The sequence below is a fragment of the Roseibium aggregatum IAM 12614 genome (assembly GCF_000168975.1).
Classification (GTDB): domain Bacteria; phylum Pseudomonadota; class Alphaproteobacteria; order Rhizobiales; family Stappiaceae; genus Roseibium; species Roseibium aggregatum.
Map to the genome: position 1 here is coordinate 115,001 of NZ_AAUW01000014.1, position 20,514 is coordinate 135,514.

At 60.0% G+C, this 20,514-nt stretch carries 15 protein-coding genes, 1 tRNA gene and 2 rRNA genes (1 of these 18 running past the window's edge); 12 read left to right on the top strand and 6 right to left on the bottom strand.

Features of this window, described 5'->3' with window-relative positions; translation table 11 throughout:
* From SIAM614_RS19050 to SIAM614_RS19060, 3 genes are all read left to right on the top strand, one after another.
* Nucleotides 1-1,582, top strand: a 23S ribosomal RNA gene (locus tag SIAM614_RS19050) (it extends 1,141 nt beyond the left edge of the window).
* Between the two features lie 291 nt (nucleotides 1,583-1,873).
* A 5S ribosomal RNA gene (gene rrf / locus SIAM614_RS19055) occupies nucleotides 1,874-1,988 on the top strand.
* Nucleotides 1,989-2,306: 318 nt separating this feature from the next.
* Nucleotides 2,307-2,383, top strand: a tRNA-Met gene (locus SIAM614_RS19060).
* Between the two features lie 568 nt (nucleotides 2,384-2,951).
* Here SIAM614_RS19060 and SIAM614_RS19065 read toward each other — a convergent pair.
* Entirely contained in the window at nucleotides 2,952-3,905 is a 954-nt protein-coding gene (locus SIAM614_RS19065) for a LysR family transcriptional regulator (RefSeq protein ID WP_040440596.1), read from the bottom strand.
* 93 nt (nucleotides 3,906-3,998) lie between these two features.
* Here SIAM614_RS19065 and SIAM614_RS19070 point away from each other — a divergent pair, with 93 nt between their 5' ends.
* The 9 genes from SIAM614_RS19070 to gph all read left to right on the top strand — a co-directional run bounded on the left by SIAM614_RS19070 (nucleotide 3,999) and on the right by gph (nucleotide 13,323).
* Nucleotides 3,999-5,006, top strand: coding sequence for a class 1 fructose-bisphosphatase (locus tag SIAM614_RS19070; RefSeq protein ID WP_006937039.1), 1,008 nt, complete (start codon nucleotides 3,999-4,001; stop codon nucleotides 5,004-5,006).
* A 43-nt stretch (nucleotides 5,007-5,049) separates the two neighbouring features.
* Entirely contained in the window at nucleotides 5,050-5,922 is an 873-nt protein-coding gene (locus tag SIAM614_RS19075) for a phosphoribulokinase (protein WP_006937040.1), read from the top strand.
* An 11-nt stretch (nucleotides 5,923-5,933) separates the two neighbouring features.
* Complete coding sequence (gene tkt / locus SIAM614_RS19080; protein WP_006937041.1) at nucleotides 5,934-7,922, top strand: transketolase; 1,989 nt, start codon at nucleotides 5,934-5,936, stop codon at nucleotides 7,920-7,922.
* A 16-nt stretch (nucleotides 7,923-7,938) separates the two neighbouring features.
* Nucleotides 7,939-9,018: a class II fructose-bisphosphate aldolase gene (gene fba / locus SIAM614_RS19085; protein WP_006937042.1), complete on the top strand. Its 1,080-nt coding sequence runs from the start codon at nucleotides 7,939-7,941 to the stop codon at nucleotides 9,016-9,018.
* A 23-nt stretch (nucleotides 9,019-9,041) separates the two neighbouring features.
* Nucleotides 9,042-10,562: a form I ribulose bisphosphate carboxylase large subunit gene (locus tag SIAM614_RS19090; protein WP_006937043.1), complete on the top strand. Its 1,521-nt coding sequence runs from the start codon at nucleotides 9,042-9,044 to the stop codon at nucleotides 10,560-10,562.
* Nucleotides 10,520-10,909, top strand: coding sequence for a ribulose bisphosphate carboxylase small subunit (locus tag SIAM614_RS19095; protein WP_006937044.1), 390 nt, complete (start codon nucleotides 10,520-10,522; stop codon nucleotides 10,907-10,909). Before SIAM614_RS19090 ends, SIAM614_RS19095 begins: the two co-directional genes overlap by 43 nt.
* Nucleotides 10,910-10,979: 70 nt before the next feature.
* Nucleotides 10,980-11,927: a CbbX protein gene (cbbX, locus tag SIAM614_RS19100; protein WP_006937045.1), complete on the top strand. Its 948-nt coding sequence runs from the start codon at nucleotides 10,980-10,982 to the stop codon at nucleotides 11,925-11,927.
* Between the two features lie 35 nt (nucleotides 11,928-11,962).
* A complete protein-coding gene (rpe, locus tag SIAM614_RS19105) occupies nucleotides 11,963-12,664 on the top strand; it encodes a ribulose-phosphate 3-epimerase (RefSeq protein WP_006937046.1) in 702 nt (233 codons plus the stop codon).
* Nucleotides 12,661-13,323: a phosphoglycolate phosphatase gene (gph, locus tag SIAM614_RS19110; RefSeq protein ID WP_006937047.1), complete on the top strand. Its 663-nt coding sequence runs from the start codon at nucleotides 12,661-12,663 to the stop codon at nucleotides 13,321-13,323. Before rpe ends, gph begins: the two co-directional genes overlap by 4 nt.
* Here gph and SIAM614_RS19115 read toward each other — a convergent pair.
* The 5 genes from SIAM614_RS19115 to SIAM614_RS19135 all read right to left on the bottom strand — a co-directional run bounded on the left by SIAM614_RS19115 (nucleotide 13,315) and on the right by SIAM614_RS19135 (nucleotide 20,477).
* A complete protein-coding gene (locus tag SIAM614_RS19115) occupies nucleotides 13,315-13,560 on the bottom strand; it encodes a hypothetical protein (protein ID WP_157139955.1) in 246 nt (81 codons plus the stop codon). The two genes, gph and SIAM614_RS19115, sit on opposite strands and share 9 nt — an antisense overlap.
* A 144-nt stretch (nucleotides 13,561-13,704) precedes the next feature.
* Nucleotides 13,705-15,015, bottom strand: a complete 1,311-nt coding sequence (locus SIAM614_RS19120; protein WP_040440598.1) for a TRAP transporter large permease — start codon at nucleotides 15,013-15,015, stop codon at nucleotides 13,705-13,707.
* A gap of 1 nt (nucleotide 15,016) precedes the next feature.
* Nucleotides 15,017-15,592, bottom strand: coding sequence for a TRAP transporter small permease subunit (locus SIAM614_RS19125; RefSeq protein WP_006937053.1), 576 nt, complete (start codon nucleotides 15,590-15,592; stop codon nucleotides 15,017-15,019).
* Between the two features lie 195 nt (nucleotides 15,593-15,787).
* Entirely contained in the window at nucleotides 15,788-16,927 is a 1,140-nt protein-coding gene (locus tag SIAM614_RS19130) for a TRAP transporter substrate-binding protein (protein ID WP_157139956.1), read from the bottom strand.
* A 361-nt stretch (nucleotides 16,928-17,288) separates the two neighbouring features.
* On the bottom strand, nucleotides 17,289-20,477 hold the full coding sequence (locus SIAM614_RS19135) for an efflux RND transporter permease subunit (protein WP_006937058.1): 3,189 nt from the start codon (nucleotides 20,475-20,477) through the stop codon (nucleotides 17,289-17,291).
* Nucleotides 20,478-20,514: the final 37 nt, after the last annotated feature.

Below are 20,514 nucleotides of genomic sequence, written 5' to 3' on the forward strand. Positions count from 1 at the left end.
TTAGGATGCGCGGTAGCGGAGCGTTCTGTAAGTCTGCGAAGGGGGACCCGTGAGGGCTCCTGGAGATATCAGAAGTGCGAATGCTGACATGAGTAACGATAAAGCGGGTGAGAGACCCGCTCGCCGAAAGTCCAAGGGTTCCTGCGCAACGCTAATCGGCGCAGGGTTAGCCGGCCCCTAAGGCGAGGCCGAAAGGCGTAGTCGATGGGAATGCAGTTAATATTCTGCAGCTTGGTGGTAGTGACGGATGCCGTGTGTTGTATCTCCTTATTGGATTGGGGGTGCAGCGAAGGTGTTCCAGGAAATAGCTCCACCGTATAAACCGTACCCGAAACCGACACAGGTGGACTGGTAGAGAATACCAAGGCGCTTGAGAGAACTATGCTGAAGGAACTCGGCAAAATGCTCCCGTAAGTTCGCGAGAAGGGAGACCTCACGATGGGCAACCGTTGTGGGGTGGCACAGACCAGGGGGTGGCGACTGTTTATCAAAAACACAGGGCTCTGCGAAGCCGTAAGGCGACGTATAGGGTCTGACGCCTGCCCGGTGCTGGAAGGTTAAGAGGAGGTGTGCAAGCACCGAATTGAAGCCCCAGTAAACGGCGGCCGTAACTATAACGGTCCTAAGGTAGCGAAATTCCTTGTCGGGTAAGTTCCGACCTGCACGAATGGCGTAACGACTTCCCCGCTGTCTCCAGCATAGACTCAGTGAAATTGAATTCCCCGTGAAGATGCGGGGTTCCTGCGGTCAGACGGAAAGACCCCGTGCACCTTTACTACAGCTTCACACTGGTATTCGTCACGACATGTGTAGGATAGGTGGTAGACGTTGAAGCAGGAGCGCCAGCTCTTGTGGAGTCACCCTTGAAATACCACCCTTGTCGTCATGGATATCTAACCGCGGTACAACAATATCCGGGACCGTGTGTGGCGGGTAGTTTGACTGGGGCGGTCGCCTCCCAAATGGTAACGGAGGCGCGCGAAGGTGGGCTCAGAGCGGTCGGAAATCGCTCGTTGAGTGCAATGGCATAAGCCTGCCTGACTGCGAGACTGACAAGTCGAGCAGAGTCGAAAGACGGCCATAGTGATCCGGTGGTCCCTCGTGGAAGGGCCATCGCTCAACGGATAAAAGGTACGCCGGGGATAACAGGCTGATGATGCCCAAGAGTCCATATCGACGGCATTGTTTGGCACCTCGATGTCGACTCATCACATCCTGGGGCTGGAGCAGGTCCCAAGGGTTTGGCTGTTCGCCAATTAAAGTGGTACGTGAGTTGGGTTCAGAACGTCGCGAGACAGTTCGGTCCCTATCTGCCGTGGGTGTAGGAGAATTGAGAGGATCTGTCCCTAGTACGAGAGGACCGGGATGGACGTACCTCTGGTGGACCTGTTGTGGCGCCAGCCGCATTGCAGGGTAGCTATGTACGGAAGGGATAACCGCTGAAAGCATCTAAGCGGGAAACCCACCTCAAAACCAGTTCTCCCTGAAGAGCCGTGGAAGACCACCACGTCGATAGGAAGCGTGTGGAAGTGCGGCAACGCATGAAGCTTAGCTTTACTAATAGCTCGTTCGGCTTGATCCTCTCATTAGTCAATGTTCATCTTTTGGATGCGCCCCTGGCGCATCAAAAAGATCATCTTAAGTGCGCTATCGCCCTTTGGGCTGCTTGAGCGCGTTTGAGATAATGGTTTTGTTCTCACGGACGTACCGGTCCTTTGGACCTGTCCTGCGAACCACGCGGCCTGACCGGCCGACGGCCACTTGGCCTTGCCTTCGCTGCGCTCGGAGCTCTTGTTCCTTGCAAAGCAGAAGGAAAACCAGATCAAAATCAAATAAATATATAGACCAGTTCACGCAAATTGCGCTTCGCCGGCCTGGTGGCCCTAGCGGGGAGCCCCCACCCGATCCCATCCCGAACTCGGCCGTGAAACTCCCCAGCGCCAATGGTACTGCATCTTAAGGTGTGGGAGAGTAGGTCGCCGCCAGGCCTGCTAATCGCAATTTGAAACCTCTTCAATTTGTCTGTCGCTCACGCGCGTAACGCCCTTCGGGCTGCGCTCCGCGGGGCGGCCTGCCAAATACAAAGTCTGGCCGGCGGCCACTTGGCCTTGCCTCCGCTGCGCTCCGGAACTTCTTGTCCCCTAACAGCGCAGCACTCAAGGCAACACGAAACACGCTGCCGCAGCCTTGATGCAGCAGCCCAGTTTGCCCCCAGGACCAAAGCGCCGAGGACAAACAAAACTAAAATCTCCGGGCTTACTCAAGCCCATCCGGGATACCTCGGTACCCCGAAAACAACCGAATAACGCGGGATGGAGCAGCCCGGTAGCTCGTCAGGCTCATAACCTGAAGGTCGCAGGTTCAAATCCTGCTCCCGCAACCAACAAATAACCCGGCCTCGCGCCGGGTTTTTTGTTGGTAACGGATACAGATTTTAAACTGACCAGGGGCCCGCAAGGAGGGCTATGCCCGACGCAGAAGGGCAGAAAACTCTCAAATCCTGCTCCCGCAACCAAACAAAAAAGCCGTCCGTAAGGGCGGCTTTTTTGTTTGGTAACGGACACAGGCCAGACCCTCACAGGCACCCTTCAAGCTCAGCGAAAGCTCGCCGCAGAAGCCCAGAAACAAAACCAAAGCATCAGCAAAAAAAACAAAAGCCCCATCCCCCAAGCGGGGGCCGTTCGCGTTCGTGGAGCCCAGTGATCATATGGACGGGAAACTCGCCAAAGATCTGAAAAACAAAGCACTGGCAGGTTCATTTCTAGGGCGAAGCCCGAAGACGCAGCAGTACAACGCCAACGAAAAATCAGGCACCCGATACAACTAACTACAGCCCCGACTTGCCAAAGCCGGGGCTGTTGTTGTTTGTGCCTCTCGCCGCCGCACATATCGACAGGATCTGGGTCAACGCGCCGCGACGGGTGACCCACTTCATCGGGTCAGGCTCGGATTTAAATTGGCGCAGACAGGAGGACGGTGATCTCTTCTTCCGCCAGCAGGTTTTCTCCGTTGCTACGGATATAGTCCAGAACCTTTTGCATTGCAGGATCCAGGGTCAGGTCGGCGCGGTGCAGGACGAACCAGTGCCGCACGATCGGTAGCAGTTCGGCACGGATAATCGCAAGACGGCTCGATTTCAGTTCCTCGATCACGGTATGCGCGGAAATCAGGGCGATGCCGAGACCGGCAATCACGGCCTGCTTGATTGACTCGTTCGATTCCATCTCCGTGAAAGTGAAGGCCTGGCCTTCACCCAGCTGATCCAGAAAGCGCATCGACAGGATGCGGGTCCCCGAACCGGGCTCTCGCATGATGAAGTTCTCGTTGACGATCTCTGAACTTTCGGCCGTGCCGCCTTGTGCCAGGGGATGGGCGGGATGGGCAATCAGCACATGGGGATGGTCGCCGATATTATAGGCGGTTACCTCGGGTTGACGCGGAGGACGTCCCATGATCGCAATGTCGATTTTGCCGGAATCGAGATCGGAAATTGTACGGTCGCGGTTGCCAACCTGCAGCACCACTTCAATGTCCGGATAGTCCCTTTTCAACTGGGCCACGATTGATGGTGCGAAATATTTGCCCGTACTGACCACGCCCAGGACCACGCGTCCGGCCAGACCCTTGTTCATCGCATCGATACTGCCGATAGCCCTGTTCAGGGCTGACAAGGAGGTTTCGTACGCCTCCAGCAACGCCCGGCCCGCCGTTGTCGCCTCGAAACTGCCGGCCCGGGTGCGGTTGAGAAGCGCGCAGCCGAAATTCTCTTCCAGCACCTTGAGTTGGGTATGGACGGCAGGTGGCGTCAGGCCCAGCAAGTCAGCGGAATGACTTATGCTGCCTGTTCTGACGACGGTGCTCAGAGCTCGCAACTGTTTGAAAGTGATGGCGTTAAGACGTATCATTTAATTATTCTAAAACAGAATTTCGAATTTTTAAATTTAGTTTATATTCAAAAACCTGAATATCAAGGCCATCCACGAGGACGGGAGGCCTTGATGATCGACTATCGCCTACCAGAAAAATGCAACGGTGTTCCGGCTGACTGCCAGGCTCTTGTCGACGCTCTCTGCCGCGTGGCCATTACGCTGTCGCGAAAGATCGCAAGGGGACCGCTGGAGGGGGCGTTCGCAGCCGAAGTCGGCCGGAACACCGGAGGCGACTCGCAGAAAGCACTCGATGTCGAGGCCGATCTCGCCTTCGCCGACGCGGTGATCGGCTGCGGCGTGCGCTGGCTTGCTTCCGAGGAACAGGACGGTGTCCTGGAGATCGATCCGAACGGCTCGCTGGCGCTCGCGATCGATCCGCTCGATGGTTCCTCAAACATTGACGTCAACGTATCGATCGGCACCATATTTTCCGTGTTCGATGCCAAAGCGGATGGCGAAGCCTCGTTCCTGCGGCCGGCCCGGGAACAGATTGCGGCGGGGTATTTCATCTATGGCCCGCAGACCGCGCTTATCCTGACCTTCGGCGCAGGCGTGCTGCACTATGTGCTGGACCCCATCGACCTGCAGTTCAAGCTGATCAATGACCAACTGGTCATTCCCGAAAACGCCAGGGAATTCGCCATCAACGCGTCGAACTACCGCCATTGGTCCAGGCCGGTACGAGCCTATATCGATGATTGCCTCGCAGGCGACGAAGGCCCCCGGTCGAAGAACTTCAACATGCGCTGGGTGGCCTCGCTGGTGGCTGAAACTCACCGGATCCTGAGCCGGGGAGGCATCTTCCTGTATCCGGCGGACAGCCGGCCCGGCTACGAAAAAGGCAGGCTCAGAGTTGTCTATGAATGTGCGCCTATTGCTTTCCTGGTTGAACAGGCCGGCGGCAAGGCGACCACCGGCACCGACCGCGTGCTTGACCAGACAGCTCAAACGCTACACCAGCGTACGCCCTTTGTTTTCGGATCGGCCGACAAGGTTGACCGGGTTACCGCCTATCATGACCTGCCCGACCAGGAAGTCTCTGCCTTGTTCGGCACCCGTGGCCTGTTTCGTGGCTGACACCTGTGCCCGCGTTGGCACGACAAGGATCTGAGGGATTATCATGTCCAAGAAACATCCGATTATCTCGGTGACCGGCTCCTCGGGTGCGGGTACCACGACGGTCAAGAGCACTTTCAATCAGATATTCCGTCGAGAGGGCATCAGCACGGTTTCGATCGAGGGGGATGCCTTTCACCGCTACGACCGGGCAGAGATGAAACGGGAACTCGATGTCCGCAAGAGCGCCGGCGACGAGACCTTCAGCCATTTCAGCTATGACGCAAACGAACTGGAAAAGCTTGCAGACGTCTTCCGCACCTATGGCGAAACCGGCAGGGGCGAAACCCGCCATTATATCCATGACGAGGAAGAAGCCGAACGTTACGGCGCTGAACCTGGAACCTTCACCGGCTGGGCGCCTTTTGAGGACGGTTCGGACCTGCTGTTCTACGAAGGGCTCCATGGCGCGGTCGTAAATGACAGCGTCAACCTGTCGGCGCTGGCGGATCTGAAGATCGGCGTCGTCCCGGTAATCAATCTGGAGTGGATCCAGAAGATCCACCGCGACAAGGCCCGGCGCGGCTATTCGACCGAGGCCGTGACGGACACGATCCTTCGGCGCATGCATGCCTATGTGCACTGTATCTGCCCGCAATTCACCGAAACCGACATCAATTTCCAGCGGGTTCCAGTGGTGGACACCTCCAACCCATTTATCGCGCGCTGGATTCCGACCCCGGACGAGAGCCTTGTGGTCATCCGCTTCAAGAACCCGCGCGGCATCGATTTCGCCTATCTGCGGACCATGATCCACGACAGCTGGATGACCCGCGCCAATTCCATCGTCATTCCCGGCGGCAAGATGGATCTGGCGATGCAGCTGATCTTCACCCCGATGATCCTCCGCCTCATCAACGAATCCAGACGCGCCTGAAGGAGAGCCCGATGAACATTCAGGTCAGCATGCAAGCAACGGAAACCGCGATGGCCAACGCGATTCGCGCCTTGGCGATGGATGCGGTCCAGGCGGCGAAATCGGGACATCCCGGGGCGCCGATGGGCCTTGCAGATGTCGCTACGGTGCTCTTCAACCGCTTCATCAGGATCGATCCGACGGATCCCGCCTGGCCAGACCGCGACCGCTTCGTTCTGAGCGCGGGTCACGCTTCGATGCTGCTCTACGCAATCCATCACTTGCTCGGCTATGACGACATGGACGCGGAGCAGCTTCGCCGCTTCCGCCAACTCGGCTCGCGCACGGCGGGCCACCCCGAATATGGCCATGCCAAGGGCATCGAGACGACCACGGGGCCGCTCGGCCAGGGCATCGCCACCGCGGTCGGCATGGCGTTGGGAGAACGCATGCTGAATGCCCGTTTCGGCGACGATCTTGTCGACCACTACACCTATGTTCTTGCTGGTGACGGCTGCCTGATGGAAGGCATCAGCCACGAGGCGATCGACCTCGCCGGCCACCTCGGCCTCGGACGCCTGGTCGTCTTCTGGGACGACAACCGGATCACCATCGACGGCACCACGGACCTGTCGACATCGATGGATCAAATGAAACGGTTTAACGCCGCCGGCTGGCAGGTGCAGGCCATCGACGGTCATGACATGGATGCGATTGCCGCTGCCATTGCCAATGCTTGCGAAGAAACAGACAGACCGTCGCTGATCGCCTGCAACACGGTCATCGGCAAGGGGGCCCCCAACAAGGCGGGCAGCCACAAGGTTCATGGCGAGCCCCTCGGAGACGAGGAGATCGCTGCGACCCGGAAGGCTCTGGATTGGCCGCATGCTGCTTTCGAGATTCCGCAACCGGTTCGAGATGCCTGGGAGGCTGTTTCGCGGCGCGGCCGCATTGCGAACGAGGCCTGGAAACGACGAAAGGCAGCACACCCCCGGGGGGCGGAGTTCGACGCAAGCTTCGCCGAACCGGACGCCGATACTCTTGGTAAGGCGATCAGCGATCACAAGCGGCAGCTCAGCGTGGATGCGCCGAAGATCGCAACGCGCAAGGCTTCGGAACTGGCCCTTGAGGTGGTCAATTCCGTGCTGCCGAACACGATCGGTGGCTCGGCCGACCTGACCGGGTCGAACAATACCCGGACGAGTGGCATGCGAGCGGTCTCCCGGACAAATTTCGGCGGCAACTATCTCCACTACGGCATTCGTGAACACGGCATGGCGGCGGCGATGAACGGCATCACGCTTCACGGCGGGTTCCGCGCTTATGGTGGCACGTTCCTGGCTTTTGCCGATTATTGCCGGCCGTCAATCCGCCTGTCAGCCCTGATGGGCGTGCCGGTGACCTATGTCATGACCCATGACAGCATCGGCCTGGGCGAGGACGGACCGACCCATCAGCCGGTCGAGACGCTGGCTTCTCTGAGAGCCATGCCGAACCTGATCGTCATCCGCCCTGCCGATGCGGTGGAGACCGCCGAGGCCTGGGAAATTGCCGCGACCGCGAAGAAGACGCCGACGGTGCTGTGCCTGTCCCGGCAGGGACTGCCGACTGTCCGCACGGACCACACCTGCGAGAACAGGACCCGCCGCGGCGCCTATTTGCTGAAGGAACCGTGCGGCGCCCGTCATTTGACGCTGATCGCCACCGGGTCAGAGGTCGAGATCGCGCTTGCTGCCGCAGACCTTCTGGCGATCAACGGCATCAAGGCCGCCGTTGTCTCTGCCCCCTCTTTCGAACTTTTTGCCTGTCAGGATCAGGCGTATCGCGACGCGGTACTCGGCACTGCGCCACGCGTGGGTGTGGAAGCGGCTGTCCGTCAGGGCTGGGACGTCCTGATCGGTTCCGGCGGCACCTTTGTCGGCATGACCGGCTTCGGCGCGTCGGCCCCGGCTTCCGACCTCTACGAACATTTCGGCATTACCCCGGCCGCGGTCGCCGCCGCTGCAAAAGCACTTCTGTAACCTTGAGGAGATCTCCATGGCGCTTATCACTCTCCGGCAGCTCCTGGACCACGCCGCCGAGCGCGGCTACGGCGTCCCGGCGTTCAACATCAACAACATGGAACAGGGACTGGCGATCCTGCGCGCGGCGGCAAACTGCGATGCACCGGTCATCCTGCAGGCAAGCCGCGGCGCGCGCTCCTATGCCGGCGACATCATGCTGCGCAACATGGTTGCCGCGCTCGCCGAGATGCATCCAGGCATTCCTATTGTCATGCATCAGGACCACGGCAACAACGAAGCCACGTGCCTTTCGGCGATACGCCACGGTTTCACTTCGGTGATGATGGACGGCTCACTGGAAGAAGACATGAAGACGCCGGCAAGCTACGATTACAATGTCGAGATCACCCGCAAGGTAGCACGCGCGGCCCATTCGGTCGGTGCCTCGGTGGAAGGCGAACTCGGCGTCCTGGGCTCCCTGGAAACTGGCGAGGCCGGCGAGGAAGACGGCTCGGGCGCCTCGGGCAAGCTCGACCACCACCAGCTGCTGACGGAACCGGACCAGGCGGCAGATTTTGTCCAGGCGACCAAATGCGATGCGCTCGCCATCGCCTGCGGTACCAGCCATGGGGCCTACAAGTTCAGCCGCAAGCCCGATGGCGAGATCCTGTCGATGAAGACCATCGAGGCAATCCACCGGAAACTGCCCTCGACCCATCTCGTCATGCACGGCTCGAGTTCGGTTCCGCAATATCTGCAGGATCTCATCAACGAAAATGGCGGCGCTATGCCCCAGACCTATGGTGTGCCGGTGGAAGAGATCGAGCGTGGTATCAGGATGGGCGTGCGCAAGGTCAACATCGACACCGATTGCCGCATGGCAATGACGGGTCAGTTCCGCAGGGTCGCGAAGGAGAATCCGGCCGAATTCGACCCGCGCAAATTCATGATCCCCGCGATGGCCGAACTCGAAGCACTGTGCCGCGATCGGTTCGAACGGTTCGGCACCGCCGGACAGGCCTGCAGGATCAGGCCGGTGTCGCTCGATGACATGGCCGAGCGCTACAGGTCGGGGGCTCTCGACCCGCAGACCGTGACTTCCCGGGCCGCATAACCCGCCAACCAAGGAGATGGATCATGAACCAGATCAGCACGCCCAAGGAAATCAAGGGCAAGGAACGCTACAAGGCCGGTGTCCTGAAATATGCCCAGATGGGCTATTGGGACAGCGATTACGTGCCCAAGGATACCGACATCCTGGCCCTCTTCCGTATCACGCCGCAGGATGGCGTCGATCCCATCGAGGCCGCTGCCGCCGTTGCAGGCGAAAGCTCCACGGCAACCTGGACAGTCGTCTGGACCGATCGGCTGACTGCCTGCGACAGCTACCGCGCCAAGGCCTATCGGGTCGAGCCGGTGCCGAACCAGGAAGGACAGTATTTTGCCTACGTCGCCTATGACCTGATCCTGTTCGAGGAAGGTTCGATCGCGAACCTCACCGCCTCAATCATCGGCAACGTGTTCTCGTTCAAGCCTCTCAGGGCCGCGCGCCTCGAGGATATGCGCCTGCCGGTTGCCTATGTCAAAACCTTTGCCGGACCGCCGACCGGTCTGATCGTCGAGCGCGAGCGCCTCGACAAGTTCGGCAAGCCGCTCCTGGGCGCAACCACCAAGCCGAAACTCGGCCTTTCGGGCAAGAACTACGGCCGTGTCGTCTACGAGGGCCTCAAGGGCGGTCTCGACTTCATGAAGGACGACGAGAACATCAACTCCCAGCCCTTCATGCATTGGCGTGATCGCTTCCTCTACTGCATGGAGGCCGTCAACAAGGCGAGCGCCGAAACCGGGGAGATCAAGGGACACTATCTCAACATCACCGCCGGGACCATGGAGGAAATGTACCGGCGCGCCGAGTTTGCCAAGGAACTCGGCTCCGTGATCGTCATGGTGGACCTGATCGTCGGCTGGACCGCGATTCAATCCATAAGCAACTGGTGCCGCGACAACAACATGATCCTGCACATGCACCGCGCAGGCCATGGCACCTATACGCGGCAGAAGAACCACGGCATCTCATTCCGCGTCATCGCCAAATGGCTGCGTCTTGCGGGGGTCGATCATCTGCATTGCGGCACCGCTGTCGGCAAGCTCGAGGGAGACCCGCTGACCGTCCAGGGCTACTACAATGTCTGCCGAGAAACGCACAACGAGGTCGATCTGCCGCGTGGCAACTTCTTCGAGCAGGACTGGGCCGATCTGAAAAAGGTCATGCCCGTTGCTTCGGGCGGCATCCATGCCGGCCAGATGCACCAGCTGCTGGATCTGTTCGGCGACGATGTCGTGCTGCAGTTCGGCGGGGGCACTATCGGCCACCCTATGGGCATCCAGGCGGGAGCGACCGCCAACCGTGTGGCGCTGGAGGCCATGGTGCTCGCGCGCAACGAAGGCCGCGACATCAGGAACGAGGGGCCGCAGATCCTGCGTGAGGCCGCCAGGTGGTGCAAACCGCTGGAAGCCGCCCTCGATACCTGGGGCAACATCACCTTCAACTACACCTCGACCGACACGTCGGACTTCGTTCCGACGTGTCGGTTGCAATGTGAGGAGAACGACCCATGCGCATCACTCAAGGATGTTTTTCGTTCCTGCCCGATCTAACCGATGCCCAGATCAGCGCCCAGATCGAATACTGCCTGCAGCAAGATTGGGCGATCGGTGTGGAGTTCACCAACGACCCGCATCCGCGCAACACCTATTGGGATATGTGGGGCAACCCCATGTTCGACCTGCGGGACGCCAAGGGCGTGATGATGGAACTGGAAGACTGCCGCAAGGCTCACCCGGACGCCTATATCCGCATCAATGCCTTCGACGACGAGCGGGGCATCGAGTCGGTCAAGATGTCCTTCATCGTCAACCGTCCGGTCGCAGAGCCGACGATCCATTTGCAGCGCGTCGACTTCGTCGACCGCGCCCAGAAATACAGCTGGGACATGCGCTACTGAGCCGAGACAACCAACCTTCGCGCGCTGCGGGACAGCGCGCGGCTCTTCCGCAAATGCAGGAGCGTGCACAATGACCACCGAGATGATCGATGCAACTGAAACGGGACCGCCGACCACTATCGATCTGGCTGCCGAGTATGAAACGTCCGGGGTTGCCGACGTCCTCAGGGAACTGGACGAGCACCTGATCGGCCTTGCCCCGGTCAAGCAGCGCATCCGCGAGACCGCGGCTTTGCTCCTGGTCGACCGTGCCCGGCGCGAAATGGGACTTACCCAGGAGACCCCAACCTTGCACATGTCCTTCACCGGCAATCCGGGAACGGGCAAGACAACGGTCGCGCTGATGATGGCCGGCCTGCTGCATCGCCTCGGCTATGTGCGCAAGGGCCATCTCGTATCCGTGACGCGCGACGATCTGGTCGGTCAGTACATCGGCCATACGGCGCCCAAGACCAAGGAGGTGCTGAAGAAGGCCATGGGTGGTGTCCTCTTCATCGACGAGGCCTATTACCTTTACAAGCCCGACAACGAGCGCGACTACGGCCAGGAAGCGATCGAGATCCTGTTGCAGGTGATGGAGAACAACCGCGACGACCTGGTCGTCATCATGGCGGGTTACGCCGATAAGATGGACAAGTTCTTTTCGGCCAATCCCGGCTTCCGTTCCCGCATCGCCCATCACATCGATTTTCCGGACTACACGGACCAGGAACTGCTGCGCATCGCCAGGTCCATGCTGGCGGCGCAGAATTACTTTCTCGATGGCGCCGCCGAGCGGGCTTTGGCCGACTATATCGGTCTGCGCCGGCAGCAGCCGCACTTCGCCAATGCCCGCTCGATCCGCAATGCCCTCGACCGGGCGCGCCTGCGCCAGGCCAGCCGTCTCTTCAGTGACGCCAAAGGCCCGCTGGATGCCGATGCCCTGTCGATGATCTGCGAACCGGATATCCGGGCGAGCCGTGTCTTCAGGGGGGGCCTCGATACCGACATTGCCGCCCGGTCGCAAGCGGCGGAGTAACCGGATCACTCAAGCAAAACCCCGAGGACAGACCGATGACCTTCGAACCTTCCATCAGGATCGCCCCCTCGATCCTCTCCGCCGACTTCGCCGATTTCGGCGCCGAAATCCGTGCGATCGAGCAACAGGGCTGCGATTGGGTTCATGTCGACGTGATGGACGGCCATTTCGTGCCGAACCTGACCTTCGGCCCGCAGCTCTGCAAAGCGATCCGGCCTCACATAACAACCGTGATGGACGTCCACCTGATGATCGCGCCTGTCGACCCCTATATCGAGGCCTTCGCAGAGGCGGGGGCGGACATCATCACCGCGCATCTGGAAGCCGGCCCCCACCCCCACCGGACGCTCCAGGCCATCCGCGCGACAGGGAAAAAGGCCGGCCTCGCCCTCAATCCGGGAACACCGGTAGAGGCGGCGGATCCTCTCCTGGACCTTTGTGACCTGATTTTGGTCATGACGGTCAATCCCGGCTTCGGCGGTCAGAAATTCATTCAAACGCAGGTTGACCAGATCCGTCGTCTGAAGGCACTCATCGGTGACCGGCCGATCCTGATCGAGGTCGACGGCGGCATCGATCCGGCGACCGCGCCCTTGGTGGCGGACGCCGGGGCGCGCGTTCTGGTCGCGGGCTCTGCCGTGTTCCGGGGCGGCTCCGTGCAGGTCCCTTCCGTCTACGGTGACAATATCCGCACCCTGCGCGAAGCGGCGACAGAGGCAGGTAGAAAGGCGGCATGAGACCTGCACTGATTTTTGATCTCGACGGCACACTGATAGACAGCGCTCCGGATCTGCATGCCGCTGCAAACCGGATGCTGGTTGCGGAGGAACTGCCCGGGCTTCCGCTCGCCACAATCCGCTCCTTCATCGGCAACGGCATTCCGGTACTGGTCGAACGAATCATCGCAGCGACGGCGCTTGCTCCGGAAGAGCGCGACCGCCTTGTTGCAGACTTCCTGGCGGACTACCAGACCCGTGCCACGGAGCTGACCAGGCCCTATCCGGGGGTGGAACCGGTTCTCGCCGCATTGAAACAGGCGGGCTTTGCGCTGGCCGTTTGCACCAACAAACATGAAGCGCCGGCGCAACGCATCCTGAGTGAACTCGGCCTGGCGCATCTCTTCGACGCCCTTGCCAGCGGCGACGGCCCATGGCGCCTCAAGCCCGACCCCTCGGGACTGAACAAGCTGCGCGATCAGCTCGGAGCCGGCCCGGTCCTCTATATTGGCGACAGCGAGGTCGATGCCGCAACGGCGCGGAATGCCGCTGTTCCCTTCGCGCTCTTCAGCGAGGGGTACCGGAAACGCCCTGCTTGCGAAATTCCGCATAGCTTCAGCTTTTCGCGTTACCAGGATCTCAAGGAACTTGTTGTCTCTCTTTTCGAAGCGTCAAACTGAGGACATCAGGGACATTGCGCTCGCCTGCGGCATCTTACGCATTTCCATTCTGCTGGTGGATTTCATCCAGCATTCCAGGTCGCCGCACGTACACTTCTGGAAGTCCTTCTGGATGCTGGCCAAATCCGCTTCAAACCGAACACTGTTGCTGCACTTGCCGCGATGACCGGTGCGGAGGCCGGAAACCTTCGTCGTCTCCGACTGAACACAGCCCAAAGTCGACACCATCTCGTCCATCATCTCTTCCTCAACGATCAAAGGCTGCGAAAGCGCTAGAACATCTCCGGTAACGCGCACCAGAAGTCCGGTTGATAAGGCAAGAGGCTTTCAAGAGTGATGAGCGTGCCGCATCCGTTTGAAGGGCTGCGGCACGCCTTTGCGCTACAGCATCCAGGTCGTGATGCTTGGGAAGAACAGCAGGATTGCCAGGACGAAGAGCTGCAGCACGATAAACGGAAGCAGGGCGCCGTAGATGTTGCCGAGCGTAATGTCCGGTGGTGCCACGCTTTTCAAATAGAAGGCTGCCGGGCCGAAGGGTGGCGTCAGGTAGGAGACCTGCATGTTGACGGCAAACAGGATCCCGAACCAGATCGGGTCATATCCAAGCTGAACGACGATCGGAACGAAGATCGGCAAGGTCAGCAAGGCGATCCCGATCCAGTCCAGGAACATGCCGAGCACAAGCAGGATCAGCATCATGATCAGAATGACGGCCACCGGCGACGCGTCGAGACCAAGCATGACCGCGGAAACGAAGCGGTTTCCGCCCATCAGGTTGTAGACGCCGACAAGCACGGCTGCCGCAATGCCGATCCAGATGATCATGCCGCAGGTTTCCAGCGTGTGCACCAGACTGTCCTGCAGCATGCGGGTGTTCAGTTCCCTGCGAAGCAGAGAAATGATCAGCACGGAAGAGACCCCGAGGGCCGCTGCTTCGGTGATTGAAGCAATTCCGCCGTAGATCGAGCCAAGAACCGCCACCACGATGAAGACCGGAGCGACGAGCGACCGGATCGCACTGCCAACGGTTTCTTCCGCCCGTTCTTCCACGGAGATCGGTGGTCCGAGGTCCGGATTCCGGACGCAGCGGACAAGGACATAGGCGATATAGCAGCCAAGCAGCATCAGCGCGGGCGTGACTGCGGCAACGAAGAGGTCGGCAATGGAGACGCTTGCCACAAGGCCATAGATGATCAGCACGATGGAAGGCGGCATCATGGTCCCGAGCGATCCGCCCGCGCAAACAACACCGATGGACAGGTCGCGGTCATATCCAAGCCGCAGCATCTGGGGCAATGCCAGAATTCCCAGAAGAACGATTTCACCGCCGATGACGCCGGACATGGCGGCCATCAGGGTGGCAACGATCAGGGTTTGAACGGCGACACCGCCCGGCAATCGCCCGGCAAGCACCCGCATTCCGTTGAAGAGGTCCTTCGCGATGCCCGATCTGTCGAGCAGCGCCGCCATCAGGATGAACATCGGAATGGCAACGAGGGAGTATTCGGTGATGAAGCCGAAGATGCGGGCCGTGACCAGCGGGAGCGCGTTTCCGCCGAACCAGCCGAACGTAAAGACCAGTGCAACGAGCCCTGTCACCCAGGCCAGAGGCTGACCTGTAAGCAACAAGACGAAGATGCTGCCGACGAGCAGTATTGTACCGTATTCAATTCCCAGGTCGTTCAGTCCCATCTCATTTGCCTCCGCGTTTGCTGTAGGCAGCGTCATCGCCGCGGATCGCCTTGATCAGGTGCATCAGGGTCTGAACGAACATCAGGCAAACACAGATCAGGATAATGATTTTAAGGAGTGCCGGTGTCGGCGGGTTCCACGCCGTTCCCGTGCCTTCCAGATGGAAATCTCCATTGGGTCTGTGGGTGGCTTTCCAGGCCATTGTCACGCCTGCGTATCCAAGACCTGCAAAGAAGATCATCGCGATCACCGAATTCACGATATCCAGCCATCGCCGCACCTTGGGCGAAACGGAATCGTAAATCATGCGCACGCGGATATGCTTGTCGCGGGCGAGCGCGACGGGGCCGCCGATCAGGAAGATGGCTGCGATGAGGAAGGTCGTGCTTTCGTGGGCCCAATAGGTCGGACTGTCGAAAACGTAGCGGGCGACTACCTCATATACGCTGATGGCAAAGGCCAGAAAGATGGCCCAGGAAAAGAGCTTGGCAGACCCGGCAATGAGCCGGTCGAGACCGGTCCGCAGGTTCGCTTGGCCATTGTCTTCCAGGTCACTCACGTCCGGATTGTCCGGCATGGCTTCTTCTCCCGTCGTGCGGTTGGCATACTGTTGAGGGAATTGGGGGAAGGGCCTGCCAGCCTTGGCTGAAGGCCACAATCCGGCATCTCGCTTCACCCGGCCCGGCAGAAGCCAGGTCAGGCAGAAACAAGGTCAGGCCGCTCCCGGGCCTTTGGGCCGGGAGCGGCTGCGTCAAAGGGGACGCTGGTCAGATCAGAGCTGGTTCCGGCCCTTAAGGTAAGCGACCACCGCATCGTAATAGCGTTGGGTAAGGTCGTTCTTGCCGGCCCAGTTTTCCCACTCCTGCTGCGCGATCCGGCGGAACTTCGCCCGCTCGTCGCCAGACCAGTTGACGATTTCGATCTCCGGATTTGCCTTGGCTTCCTCGACTGCTGCCGCATCGAGTTTGCGCACGGAATAAACGTGATCGAAAATGAACTGGTCGACAGAGGCGTTCAGGATGGCCTTCAGATCGTCCGGAAGTTCATCCCAGATCGACTTGGTCATCGAAATGTCGATCAGCGGCAGGGAGTGAAAGCCCGGATAGAGCGGATAATGGGCAACGTCATTCATGCCCTGTGACTGGTTGGTTGCAAAGACCGTGTAGTCGGCGGCCTGAACCACGCCCTTGTCGAGTGCCGTGAAGACTTCGGAACCGGGAAGCGCAACCGGAGAGGCGCCGGCCTTGGAGAAGATCTCGTAGACCATGCCTTCCGGCGCACGCATTTTGACGCCCTTCAGGTCTTCAACGGTGCGGATCGGAACGCTGGAAACGAAAGCTTCCGGCTCTGTCGCGGCGGCTCCGATGAAATGGACGCCATAGGGCTCGACCAGTTCGGCGTAAAGCTCATGACCGCCACCCGATTGCATGAAGCCGATCAGTTCAAACGGATCGCTCCAGGCGCCGACAAGGTTGCCCATCATCGCAAAGGCGGGGTCTTTCCCTGCGAAATAGCTTGGGTCGGTCAGGTGTCCCTGCAGAATGCCGGAGCCAACGGCATCAAGCGTATCGGTATGGGGAACGACGGCACCGATCGGCAAGATCTCGATCTCGATGCGTCCGCCGGACATTTTCTCGACGCTTTCAGCCCATTTCTGCTTGTTGATGAAGCCCGGCTCACCGGCCGTTTCCGAGGTCTGGAAGGTCCAGTTGTAGTCGGCGGCCGTTGCGGCGCCCGGTGCTGAAAGAACCGACAGGGCAAACAGGCTTGTGAGAATTCCGCTCTTCAGCGACGGCAGACGTCTCAAGGGCCCGCCGACTGCCACTGTTTGCTTGATACGTGCTGCAAGGCGTTGAAATTGCACAGCGCCGCGCGGCGCTTTCGTGTCTTCGCGATAACTATTCGATTGCATGTTTTCCTCCCACATACATCGCCACGGTGTTGGCTTGCCAACGCCAGGCACGTCACGTTACGCGGGCAGCAACCGGATGGGACAGGTCAATTCACGCAATCCATTTGCGGGAACCCGCAATTTGGGTGTTGGCATCGGCATTGCAGCCAATGGATGTGCGGTGCCTCCTCTGGACGGTAACCTTACGCAGCGGAGATATCGGGGGCCCAAGTCTCGTTTTCTATGAGAGGAGGCGGCAGGAGCGCCGGCTGGCAACCGTCGCCGGAGGATCGTTTTCGCGGAAACGGCAAAAGTCTGATCAAGGAAAAACGCCCCGGAAACGGATGTCTCCGGGGCGTTTCGCCTGTCATGTTGTCTTCATTCAGGAGGCCGCGTTCTGCGCGTCTTCCAACTCGGCGGTCTCCTCGTGTTGCACAAGCGGGCGATTGCCGGAGAGCTTGCGGACCAGGACATAGAAGACCGGTGTCATGAAGATCCCGAAGAAGGTTACGCCGATCATGCCGGAGAAGACTGCGACGCCCATGGCAGACCGCATTTCCGCGCCGGCTCCGGTCGAAAGCACCAAGGGCACGACACCCATGATGAAGGCCATGGAGGTCATCAGGATCGGCCGCAGCCGCAACCGGCTCGCCTCAACTGCCGCTTCAACGGGCGAACGGCCCTCGAACTCCAGTTCCCGGGCGAATTCCACGATCAGGATCGCGTTTTTCGCCGAGAGGCCCACCAACACCACCAATCCGATCTGGGTGAAGATGTTGTTGTCGCCCGCTGTCAGCCAGACGCCCGTCAGGGCGGCGAGGACGCCCATCGGCACGATCATCACGATCGCCACCGGCAGCATCAGGCTTTCATACTGGGCGGCAAGCACCAGGTAGACAAGAAGCAAGGCCAGCGGGAAGACGAGGAACCCGGAACTGCCGGCAAGGATCTGCTGGTAGGTCAGGTCGGTCCATTCGAAGGCGATGCCCTTGGGCAGGGTTTCTTCCGCGATCCGCTCGACCGCGGCCTGGGCCTGGCCGGAGGAATAGCCGGGCGCTGGTCCGCCGTTGATGTCAGCGGCAAGGAAACCGTTGTAGCGGGTTGCCCGTTCCGGCCCGGTGGTGGCCTCCACCTTCAAGAGCGCGGAAAGCGGGATCATCTGGCCGGTGGCGGAGCGGACCTTCAGCTTGCCGATATCGTCGGCATGTGCCCGGTACTGGGCGTCCGCCTGCACCCGCACACTGTAGGTGCGGCCAAAGGCGTTGAAGTCGTTGACATAGAGCGATCCCAGATAGATCTGCAGTGTCTCGAACACATCCGTTACCGAAACGCCGAGCTGTTCCGCCTTGGTGCGATCAAGATCCGCATAAAGCTGCGGCACATTGATCTGGAAGCTGGAGAACAGCCCCGCCAGTTCCGGGGTCTGATAGGCCTTCGCAAGGAAGGCCTTGTTGGCGGCGTCAAGAGCCTGATAGCCGAGACCGGCGCGGTCCTCGATCTGCAGTTTGAACCCGCCGGTGGTCCCCAGGCCCTGGACGGGCGGCGGCGAGAACATGGCGATGAACGCGTCCTGGATGGTGCCGAACTTCTGGTTCAGCTGCATGGCAATCGCATTGCCCGACAGCTCTGGAGACTGGCGTTCCTCGAAATCCGTCAAGGTGGCGAAGACGATGCCGGCGTTGGAAGAGTTGGTGAAGCCGTTGATCGACAGGCCCGGGAAGGCGATGGCGTGTTCGACACCTTCTTGTTCCATGGCAATCTCGCTCATCCGGCGGATGACATCTTCCGTTCTGTCCAGCGTTGCCGCGTCGGGAAGCTGGGCAAAGCCGATCAGATACTGTTTGTCCTGCGCCGGAACGAAGCCGCCGGGAACCGTGGTGAAGAGGCTGTAGGTTGCCCCTGCCAGTGCCATGTAGACCACCATGACAATGGTCTTGCGGGACAACAGGCCGCCGACGCTCTTGCCATAGGTGTTGGACCCGGCGCCGAATGCCCGGTTGAAGCCCCTGAAGAACCAGCCGAACAGGAAGTCCATCGCCCGGGTCAGCCAGTCCTTGGGCGCGTGGTGATCCTTCAGGAGAAGGGCCGCCAAAGCCGGGGACAGGGTGAGCGAGTTGATGGCCGAGATGACGGTGGAGATTGCAATTGTCAGCGCGAACTGGCGATAGAACTGCCCCGAAAGCCCCGTGATGAACGCCAGCGGCACAAACACGGCCACCAGCACCAGCGCGATGGCGATGATCGGTCCGGAAACTTCCTTCATGGCCTTGTAGGTGGCCTGGCGCGGGTTCAGCCCGTTCTCGATGTTACGCTCGACGTTTTCCACGACCACAATCGCGTCATCAACCACGATGCCGATGGCCAGAACCAAACCGAACAGGCTGAGCGCGTTGATGGAGAAGCCGAAGACATACATGACCCCGAACGTGCCGATGATCGACACGGGAACAGCGATCAGCGGAATGATCGACGCCCGCCATGTCTGCAGGAACAGGATCACGACCAGAACCACCAGCACCACGGCTTCCAGCAGCGTATCGACCACCTTCTCGATGGAGGACCGGACGAATTTTGTGGTGTCGTAGACGATCTCGTATTTGACGCCGTCGGGCATGGCGACCTGTAGGTCGTTCATGGTCTCGACGACCGCATCGGAGATCGCGATGGCGTTGGAGCCGGGCGCCTGGAACACGGGAATGGCGACGGCGGGCTTGCCGTCGAGCAGGGAGCGCAGGGAATAATCTGCCGCGCCAAGTTCGATCCGGGCAACGTCGCGCAGCCGGGTGACTTCACCGTTTTCTCCGGTGCGGACGATGATGTTGCCGAATTCTTCCGGTGTCTGAAGACGCCCCTGCGCATTGACGCTGAGCTGAACATCGACGCCTTCCAGATTGGGCGAAGCGCCGATGATGCCGGCGGCGGCCTGCACGTTCTGCTGACGGATGGCGTTGGTGATGTCGCTGGCTGCCAGATTGTGTCCGGCCGCCTTTTGCGGATCGACCCACACACGCATGGAATAATCGCCGGAACCGAACACCTGAACCTGACCGACACCCTGAAGGCGCGCCAGCCGGTCCTTGATGTTGAGAACGGCATAGTTGCGCAGGTAGGTGATGTCGTAGCGGTTGTCCGGCGATGTCAGGTTCACGACCATCATCAGGTCGGGCGAGCTCTTGACCGTGGTCACACCCAGGTTCCGGACTTCCGCCGGCAGGCGCGGTTCGGCCTGCGAAACGCGGTTCTGGACAAGCTGCTGCGCCTGGTCGGGATCGGTGCCGAGTTCGAAAGTGACCGTGAGTGTCATGACACCGTCGGAGGTCGCCTGGCTGGACATATAGAGCATGCCCTCGACACCGTTGATCTGCTCTTCCAGCGGTGTTGCCACCGTTTCGGCAATGACCTTCGGGTTCGCGCCCGGATAGGCGGCGCGCACGACGATTGATGGCGGCACCACCTCCGGGTATTCGGAAATCGGCAGTGCCCTGAGGCCGATCAGGCCGGCGATGAGGATGAGGACAGACAGCACACCGGCAAAGACCGGGCGGTCGACAAAGAATCTAGAGATATTCATATCCAGGCCCTTTCCGGTTGGAAATCGGGACAACACG